Below are 13008 nucleotides of genomic sequence, written 5' to 3' on the forward strand. Positions count from 1 at the left end.
TCTCACCCACCTTCCGCACCCGCTTCGCCAAGTCGGCGACTGTCGTCCACCGCCACCATCGGGGAACCAGCGGCTACTGCGGGGACCTCAGCCGGTCGCACCCGGCATCTGCTTGATGTCGTCGACGACGGCCCGCTTCATGATCGCGCTGGTGAACGTCACCGTGCCGCGCTTGACGACGCCGTCGGTCCCGCCGTCCCCGCGCACCTGGACACTGCGTTCGCCCAGTCCGCGAACGCGCTCGATTCCCCGGCCCGTACCCGGGTACGGGCCATGTGTGCTCACCCCTACCGTCTGTCCGGCACCCTGCCCGGAGTTCCCGTGACCCGCGTCACGTGACGCCCGGCGCGGAGTCGTACCCCGACCGGCAGGCCGATGGGTACCGTCGCCCCTACCGCCGCCGGGTCGCCGCCGCGACGGTGGCCATGAGTTCCGCGTCCAGTACCGACGGGTCGGCCAGCCGGGTCGGGGCGGCGTACGAGTTGAGCAGCGCCTTCGTGACGCGCAGGGCGGCCTCGGGGCGGCGCACGATGGGCTTGGTCCAGGCGGTGACCGCCGCGTCCAGGTCGCTCTCGGGCACGATGCGCTGGAGGATCGACAGCTCGTGCGCCTCGGTGGCGTCGAAGGCGCGTCCGGTGAGGATGAGTTCGCGGGCGCGGGCGGCGCCGACCTCGTGGATGAGCCGGGGCAGTACGCCGCCCCAGGCGGTGGGCAGCCCGAGCGCCAGCTCCGGCAGCCGGAAGCCGGCGGTGTCGGCGCCCACGCGCAGATCGCAGGCGAGGGCCAGCGCGAGGCCCGCGCCGATCGCCTTGCCCTGGATCCGGGCGATGGTGACGGCGTGATTGGTGGAGATCGCCTCGCAGACCCGGCGGGCCTTGTCACCGGCGATCCGGATGCCCCGCCCGGTGGGGTCGTCGTCGAGCCAGTCGGCGAACTCGTTCCGGTCGCCGCCCAGGCAGAAGTCGTCGCCGGCCCCGCTGAGCACCAGCACCCGGACATCGGGGTCCGGTACGGCCAGGACCATCAGCAGATCGTCCAGCATCGCCTCGGTGACCGCGTTGCCGGTGGCGGGGGAGTCCAGCTCCACGCGGAGGACGGCGCCCTCGCGTTCGGTGCGCACCGTGCCCGGCCGCCGGTTCGGGGTCAGATACTGCGAGAGCGAGAGCTTCATATCGCCACGCTCAGCGAGGTGACCCGCCTGAAGACCAGCCGGGACGCGTAATCGGCCGGCGCGACGGCGCGCAGGGTGGGGAAGCGTTTCAGCAACTGCGTCAGGAGCGTGCGTGCCTCCAGGCGGGCGAGGGCCGCGCCCAGGCAGTAGTGCACTCCGCCCCCGAAGGTCAGATGCGTACCGCCGCGCCGGACGTCGAAGGCGTCCGGGTCCTCGTTGCGCCGCGGGTCGTGGTTGGCGGCCCCGTACATGACGTGGACCATGCTGTCCTTGGCGATCGGGACGCCCGCCAGCACGGTGTCGTCCGCCGCGATCCGGGTGTTGATGTGGATCGGCGGGTCGTACCGCAGGACCTCGTCGACGGCGGAGTCGATGTATCCGGGGTTCTCCCCGAGCCACGCCCACCTGCCGGGCTCCTTCAGGAGCAGCTCCACCATGGCCGACAGCAGCGTGGCGGTGGTCTCCAGCGAGGCGATGGTGACGAACATGGTGAGCCGGTAGAGGATCTCGTCCGCCGCCTCGCGGTCGGGTTCCTGGGCGTCCCAGGTGTGGATCCAGCCGGTCAGGACATCGTTGCCGGGGTTGGCCCGGCGCTGCTCCACCAGGTCGGTGAAGTAGGCGCGCAGCTGGACGGTCGCCTCGGCGGACACGGCGAGCTGGCTCTTGGTGGGCAGCAGCTCCTGCGCGTGCACCTGGTTGTGGGTGATCTCCAGGATGTGGGCGTAGTCCTCGGGCGGTATCCCCAGCCAGGAGCCGATGGTGCTGATCGGGAGCTGCTCGCTGACCGTGCTGACGAAGTCGGCCTCGCCCCCACGCAGTTTGTCGGCCAGCTCGTCGAGGAGCCGGGTGACGTGCTCCTCGACGAGCGGGGTCAGCCGTGTGATGGTCGACCGGTCGAAGAGGTTGCCGAGGCTGCGGCGCTGACAGGTGTGCTCGGGTGCGTTGAGACGGGAGAGGGTCTTGGTCATCTCCTGCGTGGCGACGGCCTCCCAGCGCCCGGTGTCCGCCTGGCGTTCCTGCCAGGCGAAGTCGGGCGCCAGCCAGTTGCGGCCGCGCAGCACCTCGCTGCACGCGTCGAAGCCCGTGACGAAGTACGCGTCCCAGGGGGCGCGTACGACATCACCCATGGATCTCAGATCCGCCAGCAAGGGGTAGGGATCAGCCTGCCCCTCCGGCGATTTGAGACGTCTCAGGAGGGAGATGAGGGCACGGCGGTCGACGGGGGGCCTGTCTGTGCCACATATAGCGCTCACGCAGAGTTCCTTGACCTGGGCTCATGGTTACCGGCAGAACCTACCCCTCCGCATATGTCAGCCATGCGTGGATTGTTGTTGCCCGTATCACAGAGAAACCCTGCTTCAGCCCCTTGTTGTTCGCCGCTCGCGCCTCAACTCCCTCTCTTGTCACAGCCGTTACGGGTAAGAAAGCCCGTGTTATGCGTACAAGCCGTACGCCACGGTCAGGTAGACGTTCCTCACACCCGGAACACGTCCAGGAAGGAACTCCACCAGCCCTTCGTCTTCTTCTGCGGCTCCGCGTGGTCGTAGTGCGCGGCCGGCGTCTCGTTCGGGGCGGCATTCCGGGACGGAACGGGCGACTGCGCCGCCGACGCCGTGGTCCGGCGCGCCGGGGCGGCGCTGAAGATCACGGGCAGTGACACCAGGGCCCGGTGGAAGGGGCCCGGACGCCACTGGACCGCGGAGGGCGACACCGCGAGGGTGAGGTCGGGCACCGTGTTGAGGATCTTCTCGATCGCGGTGAGGGCGATGAGCTGCGCGGGAGACTTCGCCGGGCAGACGTGCGGGCCCGCGCCCCAGGCCAGATGGGCGCCCTTGCTCAGGGTCTGGCGGGCGTCGGTGAGCGCGGGGTCGCTGTTCGCGGCGGCGAAACTGATCAGTACCGGGGTGTTCGCCTTCAGCGTCACACCGCCCAGGTCGATGTCCTGGACCGGGTAGTGCGTCGCGTAGTTGGCGATCGGCGGGTTGTTCCACAGCACGTCGTCGAGGGCGTCCTCGACCAGCATCCCGGTACCCCGCCGCTGCGCGACCCCGGTGTCGCTGGAGAGCATGAGCAGCAGCGCGTTGGCGATCAGATTGCGCTCCGGCTCGACACCCGCGCCCATCAGCATGACGAGCTGGTCCTTGAGCTCCTCGTCCCGCAGCCCCGCCGGGTGCTGGATGAGCCAGGAGGTGATGTCCTCGCCGGGCTGCCGCCGCTTGAGCGCGACGAGCTCCATCAGACACTCGGTCAGATCGTCGTTGGCCCGGAGCACGTCCTCGCCGTCGAAGATCGCGGACATGCTGCGGGTCAGCCGGTCGCCGATGTCGCCGGGGCAGCCGAAGAGCTGGTTGAACAGCAGGAGCGGCAGCAGCTTGGCGTAGTCGCCGAGCAGGTCCGCGCTGCCGCGCTCGATGAACTGGTCGATGAGGTAGTCGGCGATCCGCTCCACGTCCCGGCTGAGCCGGGTGGTGTTGAGCCGGCCGAGGCTCTCGGTGACCGCCTTGCGCAGCCGCAGATGCTCGGTGCCGTCCGTGAAAAGGCAGTTGGGCCGGTACGCCATCATGGGCAGCACCGGGCTGTCCAGCGGTACGCGGCCCTCCCGCAGCGCGCCCCAGCGCCTCGCGTCACGGGCGAAGAAGGACGGATTCTGCAGCACCCGGAGCGCGGCCTCGTGCTGCACGACCAGGGTGGCCTCCACGCCGGGGGCCAGCTCGATCGGAGCGGCGAGTCCGTGCGCCCGGAACGCGTCGTACACGCGGTGCGGATCGGACGCGAACTCCGGCCCGTAGAGCGACGTCTGCCGCTCACCGCGCATCGGACACCCGGTGGGGGCGCTGTACGGGGTGGATCCCGGCGACGAGTCCATGTGTGATTCCTCGATGTGATCGCGGGCCCCGAAGGACCCGGACGGTGGACGGAAGACGGGCCCGGAAGCCATGGCCCGACCAGGGCCGTGCGAACGGCGGTCGGGCGACAGCCTCTCAGAGGCTGTCGGGTGACCTCCGACCGGGCGGCCACGCCCTGGCACGCACGCTTCCCGCGTTGTCGTCGGTCGCCAACGCTCCGCGTCGACTCCCTCCTCCGCCTTGGAATCGCACGCACCAGACCGCGTCCGCCATCCGATCCGAGGTCACCCGACAGCCTCTCAGGCCACGTGTGCCAGAAGGTGCTGGACCAGAGTGATCAGGGCCCGCGCGGACGATTTCTCGTCCCGGGCGTCGCAGTACACGACCGGGGTGTCCGGCAGCAGATCGAGAGCCTCGCGCAGCTCCTCCTCGGCATGCCGGGAGTACGGATCGAAGCTGTTGACCGCGACCGCGTATTCCAGCCCGTACGTCTCGACCAGGTCGATCACCGGGAAGGTGTCGGCGAGGCGGGCCGGGTCGACGAGGAGCAGCGCGCCGAGCGAGCCGCGCGCCATGTCCTCCCACAGCTCGACGAAGCGCTGCTGGCCCGGCGTACCGAACAGGTACAGCACCAGCTCGTCGCTGAGGGTCAGACGGCCGAAGTCCAGCGCGACCGTCGTGGTCACCTTGTCGGGTGCGCCCCGCAGATCGTCGATGTGCGCCCCGGCCTGGGTCATCCGCTCCTCGGTGCGCAGCGGAGTGATCTCGGAGAGGGTGCCGATGAGCGTCGTCTTGCCCACGGCGAAGTGCCCGACGACGAGAATCTTCGCCGCACGCCGCACCGCGTCCGGCACATAGATGCTGTCAGCCGAACCGGACGTGGAGTCCATGCAACACCTCTTCGAGGATCTTCCTGTCAACGAGCTGAGCCGGCGGTGGCGCCTTGCGGCGCATCAGGTGGCCTTGTTCCGCTAAGTCGTTCAGCAGCAGTCGCGCCACACCGACCGGCTGGCCGAGGTGGCCCGCCACCTCGGCCACCGACAGATAGCCGCCGGAGCACAGCTCCCAGATGGCCCGGACCTCGGGGCTCTGGTTCGGGGGCGGCTGCCGGTCGGGTGCGATGGTGACCAGGGTGACGAGGGAGAGGCCCTCCGCATCGGGCAGGCCGCGCCCGCCGGTGATGACGTAGGACCGGACGAACCCGCTGCTGACTGCCTGCTCCTCGCCCGGCATCGTCATACGTCGATTCCCGCGTCCTGGCGGGGAGGTGTGGTCATCGCCTTCCCCAGCGCGGTGACCTGCTGCTGCATGCGGAAGGACATGGCCTCCATGTCCACATCGGCCGCGGCGGCCGCCGCCAGATAGGCGCCGGTGCCCGCCGCGATCAGGAAGATCCAGCCGTGGTCGTACTCCAGCAGCGTCTGACGCCAGCGGCCCGGGGCCTGGGCCCCGATGAAGGGCGCGACGGCCCGGCTCAGCGACTGCATGGAACTCATCGCGGCCGCCACGGTCTCCGCGTCGTCCCGGCCGATCTCACTGGAGTTGGCCAGCAGCAGGCCGTCGGCGGAGACCAGGATCGCGTGCCGTGCTCCGGGTACCTGAAGCACATCGTTGAGTACCCAGGACAGATCGGGGTTCACTGGAACTCGGGTCCTTCCATCGTCGTCATGTCACGCCCGGACCGTGTTCCGCGCTGGAACGCGCCCAGGCGGGAAGCGGTCTCCTCGTTGCTGCGCACCGGACCGGGCTCGGCCGACGGCACCACCGACACCGGGCTCTTGCGACGACGCTTGGGCAGGCCACCGGCGGTGGTGGCGGGCCCGGTGGGCTGCGGAGCGGCGGCCGGGTGCGCGGCCGGAGGGAACAGAGGGGTCGGAGACGGCGCGGGCGCCTGACGCCGGGGGAGCGCCGCGACGTCCGCGTCGTAGCGCTCGGCGGCGACCGGGGGCGGCGCGGGCACATCGCCGGTCAGCAACTCGTCGGGCAGGAGAACCACCGCGCGTACGCCTCCATAGGGGGATACGGAGTCCACCGAGACCTTGAACCCGTAGCGGGCGGCCAGCATCCCGGAGACGGCAAACCCGAACTGCGGGGGAATGCCCAGGCTGGAGAGGCTGATCGCGGCCTGCGGAGCGAGGAGGGCCGCCGCGCGGTCCTTCTCCTCCTGGCCCATGCCGAGACCGGCGTCGTCGACGATGAGGCAGACGCCCGTCGGGACGGCCTGGATGTTGATCTCCACCGGGGCGCCGGGGGCGGAGTAGTTGGTGGCGTTGGCCAACAGCTCGGCGAGGACGACCGCCACGGGTTCCACGGCCTTGCTGACGACCGAGAAGTTCACCTGTCCGTTGACCCGCACCCGGTCGAACTGCCGGATACGGCCCTGGGCGCTGCGGGCCACGTCGAAGACGGAGGCGACGGTCTCCCGGCGCCCGAGCCAGCCGCCGCACAGCACCGCGATGCCCTGCGCCCGGCGCCCGAACTGGCTGTTGGCGTGGTCGATGGCCATCAGGTCGGCGAGCATGCCGGGGTCGTCGCCGTACTTCTGCTGCGCGTTCTCGATGACCACCTGCTGCTCGTCCGCGAGCCCCTGGAGGGTGCGCACGGCGGCCTTGAGGACCGCCTTGGTCTCCTCCTCGGCGTCCTTGCGGACCTCGGTCAGTTCGGCGGAGTGCTGATGCGTCAGGCCGCTGTAGGCGACATGGAGTTCGTCACGCTGTCTCTGCAGCACATCCCGTTGCTGGTGGAGTTCGGAGTTCTGTCTGCGCAGTCCGATATTGGTCTTGCGAGCCCGCAGAACGGCACCCACAGCGACCAGCGCGACGACAACCAGTGCCCACAGAAGAGGGCCCTGTGCAAATGTCATGAGACTCACTTCAAGTGCCATGGCTATGGATACGGCTTGACGCTCCCTCATGTGCCGCAAGTGCCTGGCTGGTCGGGCCATGGCTTGCGCCGCTCAGGGAGGGCCCCTCCGGGTGTGGGGCCGAGGAATTCATCCCTCCCGGAATGCCCCCATATGCCATCAGCCCACTGGAAGTAAGATGATCTTAACATCGGTCAGGCAGGCAATTGTCAAGACCGACACGCCAGTTGCACTCTTGACGCCGAATGTTCACAACCGGGGACGGTGGGGCAACGGTCCGTGACAAAGCGCTAAGGGGCCGGGCGGCCGGCCCCGCGCTCCGTGGCAGCTCCGGCGTACCGGCGCAGGTCCGCGGGCAGCAGATCCGCGATGCGGGCACGCTCATCGGCGTCCGGTTCCGGACTCGCGGCCAGTCGCAACAGCCCCAGATGGGCCTCGGCCACCTCCGATACGGCGATCAGCTGCCGGCCCGCGTCGATGCGTACGGCGACGGGCGCCGCGCGGTCCCCCAGCACGCCCTTCAGCGCCCGCACGGCCCGCCCGCGCGACGACCGCCACCGCGCGAGCTTCGCCGCCGCGGCGACCCGGTGCCGCGCGTGGGACCGCTCGCCGGACCGCTCGTCGTCGAGCACCCGGAGGCAGGCGGCCACCGCCTCCCGCCCGACATCCAGCTCCTCCCAGGCCGCCGCCGCGGCGAGATGCGCCTCGGGATCAGTGGTGTGCGCCCCGGACAGCTCCCGCAGGGCGCCACGGCCTTCCTCACCCAGATCCTCGGCGAGGAGAGCGGCGGCCTTCGCCCGCGCGGTCACGGGGGCGGCGGGGTCCGCGACGAGGGCGCGGGTGATAGGGATGCGGTTGTGCGCGCCGCTCGTGGCGAGGAACTTGCAGATGGCGACGCGGAGCTCGGAGGGTGTTTCCGGGTTGCGGGCGAGGGTGTGCCAGGAGCCGCTGAACGGCCAGAAGCTGGTCTCGGCCGCTGAGATCCTCTCCGTCAACGGGGCTTCGGGGTCGGCGGCCCATGAGTGGAGCAGGTCGTTCGCCCGCTTCTTGTCGTGAGCCTCCCTGGGCAGTCGGCCGAGGTTGCGCATGCTGGTGACGGCCTCTGGCCGGCGCTGCTCCAGAAGGCGGAGCCAGCGCGCGAGGGCCGTGTGGGGATCCAGTCCCTGGAGGGCTCCCGTCGGGGCCGAAATGCTTTCGGGGTCCCGGTAGTGGGACTGGTCCTCCCAGACCCCACCGTGTATTCCTTGTGAGGACATGCCCGCATGGGCGGTGTACAGGCTGAGGGCGACCATCGGATCGGTGCTCAGTTCGGCAACGAGGGCCTTCCACTTCGGGTAGGGGACCCACCCGAAGGAACGGGCCACGGCCCGCGCCCGGATCTGCGGCTCGACGGAGGGACCGTCCACTGTCCGAAGGATGCCCTTCCGGAGCAGGGGAACGATGTCCGTCCGGTACTGCTCGCAGTCGCTTTCGATCTCCAGGAGGGATGCGGCGGGAACGCTTGGGTCCTCCAGCAGGAGGTGCAGACGTTCCTGGAGCGTCGCGTCGGGAGTGAGGGCGTCGGCGAGGTCGAGAAGCCGGCACAGGTGCTCGTCCAGCAGCCCGGACTCGTCGAGCATCCGGTGCAGCGTGTCCGAAGCCGCACGGAGGTCGATCTCGGCCAATGTGGTGAGTGCGTCGATCCGGTCGCCCGTACCGACGAGCCGGTCCTCGGCCAAGAGGCGCAGCAGCCCCGAGGCGGTGTCCCGTTCCCCGCTGTTCAGGAGCTCTTCCGCTGCACTGTGGCGAACGCCGCCGGGGAGCGTGGCATCGGCCGCGACGGTGGTGAACGAGGTGTTCGGCGCTGCTGGAACCAGGGCGTGGAGTTGCGTGATCGCCTCCAACCGTTCGTGGGCCGCTGTGTCAGGATCCTCTGCCAGACGGTTCAGAACGCCGACGACCATGTCCTGCGCCCCCATGTTGACCAGTGCCGGAGCGCAACGGATGCGAGCACCGGTGGACAGTTCGCCGTTGTCCAGGGCGCCGACAAGGATTTCTCGGCTCCGGTCCTGCTGTCCGAGTTCGCGCAGTATCTCGGCCCCGCGGGGGACGATCCAGATGTCCGAGCAGCCGAAGAGGACTTCCTCCGTGCACTGCGCCGCGACGGTGTGCTTGCCGAGCTGAACGAGTCTCGTGGCCGCTTCGAGGCGGGTGTACCGGTCCAGCTGCGTGTTCCGTGCGGCACGCTCGACCAGTTCCTCCCCGAGAGAGCCGGAGACGGCTGCACTGACGGCGTCGCTGGAGGACTCCGGGTCACGGAGGATGCCGGAGAAGAAGATGTCGTCCTCGGAACCGGCCAGGTGTTCCTCGTCGTCCGACAGGTCCCATGTCGCCATGTACCGCAGGTGCACGGGGGCTGCGAGGTCCATGCGCAGGTTCCTCGCGAGCTCTGGCCGGTCGGGGGACAACAGGCGGCATTCGAGGTAACGGAGAATGTACGGATCGCCCTTGTCCAGGACCGGGTTGGTGGCCAGCGCATCCGCCAGCAGGGCACGTGTGGCGGGGTCCGATGCGGCATGAATCCCCAGCGCTGCCGATTCGACGTGATGCTTGGGGAAGTCGCTGGTCGCGAAGAGCTCGCTGAGGACCGTCGTGCCGGCGGCGCGGTCCACGGTCAGGAGTGCGACTGCTGCCCTGAACCTGGCCTCGGGCAGGTGACCGGGGTCGCGGGCCAGTTCGGTGAGGCGCAGCCCGGCCGCCGTGGGGTCACCCGCTTCGGCGAGCAGCTTGGCCGCCGATACGCGCAGGCCGACGGGGAGGTCCGGCTCGTCAGCGAGCTCGGCCGCGAGGGGCGCCGCCAGCTCGCTGTCGCGCCGCGCACAGTGCCACAGCGCATCGAGGCGTGCCCGATGGGGAGCGGCCGGGTTACGGACCACGGCTGCCACGCCCGCCGGGTCGAGCACCGCGTACAGCCGGGCCAGTACCTGTGTCGGTTCGAGATCACCGACGGAGAGGGAGCGGCCGTGCAATTTGAGCACCGCTCGGGTGAACTGCCTCGCCATGTCCTCGTTGATCACCAGCCCATCGCTCAGGACCGTGGCGCACAGGAGCAGGTCCCGCCAGCCGCCCCCGTCCACGACCGTGCGCAGGAACTTTTCGAGAGGCATGCCCCGTTCGTGCCAGCGCGCGGAGATGAACAGCACGATGTTGGGCTGCTCGGCGGCGATCGACTGGCGTACGGTCCTGAGCGCCTCCGGGTCCTTCGGGGTCAGCCGGTCGGCGATCGCGCATCCGGCGAGGTACTCCTGGATGGTCTGGTGCGGGAACTTGAGGTCTCCGCCGATCTGTGTGACCAGGCCGGTGAACATGAGCGCACGGGAGACCAGCTCCTTCGGGGGAGCGGCATCGGGCGCGTGCCCGCCGAGCAGCTCGACGGCCAGGTCGAGCAGCGGACGCGTATCCCCGCCCTGCCGCAGTTCGGCCGCCGGGCGCAGTACGTCGTGCACGCTGTTCAGCAGGTCCTCGGTGATGCTGTGGACGCCCGCCTCGGTGCGGGCGAGCCGTTGCGAACCCTTTTCCCGCAGAATCCGGACGAACCGCGTGTACAGCTCCGCGGGGTTGCGGGGCAGCTCCGTGAGAGCAGCGACCACGCAGATCATGGTGATGTAGAGCGGAATGCGAGCCACCTCGCCGAGCCGCCCGTGCCGGAGCCCGGCCGTCAGCTCCTGGGCTCGCTGCTCGGGGTCCGGGACCTTCAGCGCCTCGAACCAGGCCTGGGCCACCTCCGCGATCTGCCGGTCGCCGAGGCTGAGGAGCGAGTACCGCTTCAGCACCCGCAGTCGGTCCATGTCGGTGGTGACCAACGACCGGGTGGCCACCACGAACCGCAGATGGGGCTCCTGGGACCAGCGCTGGATCATCCGGATGACCTTGGCGCGGCCGTCCGGATCGAGCACCTCGTCGAGGCCGTCCACGCAGACCAGCCAGTCCACGGCCGGCATGGGCGCCGTCTCGAAGAACTCGGGCGTGGGCGTACGCCGCAGACCGGGCAGGTCCCGGCCGACCGCGGTCGCCAGAGCCTCCGGGAAGGGAAGGCTCAGCAACTGCTCGGCGGTGATCCGCACCGGCACGTACTGGGGAGCCTGTGCCGGGTCTGTGAGCCAGTCGGAGGCGGCGGTGAACGTCAGACGGCGCAGCAGGCTCGACTTTCCCGACCCCGCACCGCCGGTGAACAGCACATGGCGGTCGGAGTCGAGCACGCTCTCGGCCTTCGGTCGCTTCACGTGCGGCTGGCGGTCGCGGTCCTCATCGGCGTCGCCGCCGGTGTGAGAGGCGTTCTGCCGTACGTACACCGAGGAGAGCGGGATGTCCCGCACGTCGGTCAGCAGCGCCGCGTAGGGGTGCTCGTCCGCGGCGTCCCGCGCCGCTGCCAGGTAGTCCCGCAGCTGCGGACCGGGATGGCGGAACTCCCCGGCCCGCAGCTGTTCGTCGGTGAGCGTGTTCAGCCAGGCCACGGGCGCTTCGGGGAGCGGATGGCGGGCCAGGATCTCGGAGAGCGGGATCATGTGGGTGCTGCCGGCCTTGTTGGACCGTACGAGCATTCCGCACACCGCGCCCGTACGCCGATTGACCACCGGGCTGCCGCTGAAGCCCTCGCCCACCGGTGTCCCGTACGCGCGAGGCATCGCCATGGGGTCGTCGAAGGAGAGCCGTGAATCGCCCAGGTATTCCAGGGCGGCCCACTGTCCGGCCCGGAAGTCCCCGCGCGGATGACCGTAGACCGACATCCGATCAGCCAACGCGGTGTGGGGTGAGGTCAGTACGTGGGCGGGGGTGGGGGCGGAGGAGGTCGTCTCGTCCGGCTCGTAGTGGAGAAAGGCGAGATCGAGGCCGTTCGCGGCGCGGTAGCAGTCATCGGCTGAGACGGTCAGGACCAGCTCGTGCCCGGTGGCGACGACCCGTCCCCGTACTCGCGTCGCCTCCGACACGACGTGGGCGCAGGTGACCACAGTGCCCGGAGCGAGAACGAACCCGGTCCCGCAACCGCGGTCGTCCGGGAGATCCAGGGCGACGGTGGCCGCCTCCAGCAGTTTTCTCCAGCTGTCCACGCCTACGCTCCGGGGGTCCCCGGAGCGGGGGCGGGCGGCGCCCCCGGAGCGGGGGTGCCCGGCGGAGTCTCGGGCGCCGTCCATTCGAGCGTCACCTTCCACGCCGACTTGGACGTGGCCTTGCCGAAGACGGCGAGCAACTGACCGGTGTCGAGGGAGACATCGCACCCGAACTCGACCGTCGCCTTCGACGCCCCGGTCTGCTGGAGACGCGTGCCCATGGCCCTGGCCACATTGGTGAGTCCGTCCAGCACCGGCGCGAGAGTCGGGCGGCGCCAGCTGATCTCCTGCTCCTCGCCGAGCTCGGGCTGCGTCTGCCGTCCGCCGGGGGCGATCGAGAAATGCACGGTCTGGCCGTCCACGTCGACCGGGACGGTGACATCCGCTGATTCCTCAACGCCCGTGTCATCGCTCATTGTTCAGCCTTTCCCCCGTCGGTTGAGGGCCAATCGTAGTGCCGGGACGGGGCGGGACTACGGGGGCCGTTCACGCAGGCGTGGGCCTCGATGGCCTTGCGCAGCGGCTCCGCGGCTGCCCGGGGCGTGATGCCGGTGTGCAGTCCCAGTACCACGATGGTGCCCAGGTGCCCGCGCGGCCCGTCGACGCGGAGCACGCGCTCGGTGGGACTCTCCGAAGACGGGTGCACCACCAGTGCGGGCGGGGAGTCGGGGGTGGTGTATCCGGAGATGTAGGTGAGGAGTTGATGACGGTCGGGGGCCGAGACGTTCTTCTCCGCGTACGACTTGTACTTGGCGTCCACCGCCAGGAATCTCGTCCTCTTCGCGTCGTCCGGAGTGGGGAAGGCCAGCAGGACATCGGGACGGAACGCCGGAGTCCGGCTTCCGGGGCCGCCGTACGTGAGGATCTCGCCCTCCGAGGTCAGGGCCTCCCGGCCACCCAGCTCGGCGGCGGCGTCGCGGGCCATCTGCCGGACGACCATGGGCAACAACGTGACGGTACCTGCGGGAGGTTGTGCGCAGTCGGTGTGTTGCCCTCGCGAAGATTGTTCGCCGGTGACCAGTCCGTACACGGCTCCGGTTC

At 69.9% G+C, this 13008-nt stretch carries 11 protein-coding genes; all 11 read right to left on the reverse strand.

Annotated features, from left to right (window positions below; genetic code table 11):
- Positions 1-87: 87 nt before the first annotated feature.
- Positions 88-285: a hypothetical protein gene (locus OG520_RS21385; protein ID WP_406014230.1), complete on the reverse strand. Its 198-nt coding sequence runs from the start codon at positions 283-285 to the stop codon at positions 88-90.
- Between the two features lie 106 nt (positions 286-391).
- A complete protein-coding gene (locus OG520_RS21390; RefSeq protein ID WP_406014231.1) occupies positions 392-1171 on the reverse strand; it encodes an enoyl-CoA hydratase/isomerase family protein in 780 nt (259 codons plus the stop codon).
- Entirely contained in the window at positions 1168-2298 is a 1131-nt protein-coding gene (locus tag OG520_RS21395; protein WP_406014232.1) for a cytochrome P450, read from the reverse strand. The genes OG520_RS21390 and OG520_RS21395 overlap by 4 nt, the downstream gene beginning before the upstream one ends.
- Before the next feature lie 347 nt (positions 2299-2645).
- On the reverse strand, positions 2646-4037 hold the full coding sequence (locus OG520_RS21400) for a cytochrome P450 (protein WP_406014233.1): 1392 nt from the start codon (positions 4035-4037) through the stop codon (positions 2646-2648).
- Positions 4038-4316: 279 nt separating this feature from the next.
- On the reverse strand, positions 4317-4907 hold the full coding sequence (locus tag OG520_RS21405) for an ATP/GTP-binding protein (RefSeq protein WP_093547819.1): 591 nt from the start codon (positions 4905-4907) through the stop codon (positions 4317-4319).
- Entirely contained in the window at positions 4882-5256 is a 375-nt protein-coding gene (locus OG520_RS21410; protein WP_406014234.1) for a DUF742 domain-containing protein, read from the reverse strand. Before OG520_RS21410 ends, OG520_RS21405 begins: the two co-directional genes overlap by 26 nt.
- Positions 5253-5657, reverse strand: coding sequence for a roadblock/LC7 domain-containing protein (locus OG520_RS21415; protein WP_266417211.1), 405 nt, complete (start codon positions 5655-5657; stop codon positions 5253-5255). Before OG520_RS21415 ends, OG520_RS21410 begins: the two co-directional genes overlap by 4 nt.
- Positions 5654-6880 carry an ATP-binding protein gene (locus OG520_RS21420; protein WP_406014235.1) on the reverse strand — a complete coding sequence of 409 codons (1227 nt, stop codon included), beginning with the start codon at positions 6878-6880 and terminating at the stop codon, positions 5654-5656. The genes OG520_RS21415 and OG520_RS21420 overlap by 4 nt, the downstream gene beginning before the upstream one ends.
- Positions 6881-7170: 290 nt before the next feature.
- On the reverse strand, positions 7171-11967 hold the full coding sequence (locus OG520_RS21425) for a trypsin-like peptidase domain-containing protein (RefSeq protein ID WP_406014236.1): 4797 nt from the start codon (positions 11965-11967) through the stop codon (positions 7171-7173).
- 2 nt (positions 11968-11969) lie between these two features.
- Complete coding sequence (locus tag OG520_RS21430) at positions 11970-12383, reverse strand: CU044_2847 family protein (protein WP_399328445.1); 414 nt, start codon at positions 12381-12383, stop codon at positions 11970-11972.
- The gene (locus OG520_RS21435) at positions 12380-12907 is read right to left on the reverse strand and encodes a hypothetical protein (protein WP_406014237.1); all 528 of its coding nucleotides are present in this window, start codon (positions 12905-12907) and stop codon (positions 12380-12382) included. Before OG520_RS21435 ends, OG520_RS21430 begins: the two co-directional genes overlap by 4 nt.
- Between the last annotated feature and the right edge of the window lie 101 nt (positions 12908-13008).

It is taken from the genome of Streptomyces sp. NBC_00984 (genome assembly GCF_045162475.1).
Taxonomy (GTDB): domain Bacteria; phylum Actinomycetota; class Actinomycetes; order Streptomycetales; family Streptomycetaceae; genus Streptomyces.

Bases quoted from the DNA above. Each gene is read 5' to 3' on its own strand.
- OG520_RS21390 (WP_406014231.1), bottom strand. From the start codon at position 1,171: ATGAAGCTCTCGCTCTCGCAGTATCTGACCCCGAACCGGCGGCCGGGC.
- OG520_RS21395 (WP_406014232.1), bottom strand. From the start codon at position 2,298: ATGGGTGATGTCGTACGCGCCCCCTGGGACGCGTACTTCGTCACGGGC.
- OG520_RS21400 (WP_406014233.1), bottom strand. From the start codon at position 4,037: ATGGACTCGTCGCCGGGATCCACCCCGTACAGCGCCCCCACCGGGTGT.
- OG520_RS21405 (WP_093547819.1), bottom strand. From the start codon at position 4,907: ATGGACTCCACGTCCGGTTCGGCTGACAGCATCTATGTGCCGGACGCG.
- OG520_RS21410 (WP_406014234.1), bottom strand. From the start codon at position 5,256: ATGACGATGCCGGGCGAGGAGCAGGCAGTCAGCAGCGGGTTCGTCCGG.
- OG520_RS21420 (WP_406014235.1), bottom strand. From the start codon at position 6,880: ATGACATTTGCACAGGGCCCTCTTCTGTGGGCACTGGTTGTCGTCGCG.
- OG520_RS21430 (WP_399328445.1), bottom strand. From the start codon at position 12,383: ATGAGCGATGACACGGGCGTTGAGGAATCAGCGGATGTCACCGTCCCG.
- OG520_RS21435 (WP_406014237.1), bottom strand. From the start codon at position 12,907: ATGGTCGTCCGGCAGATGGCCCGCGACGCCGCCGCCGAGCTGGGTGGC.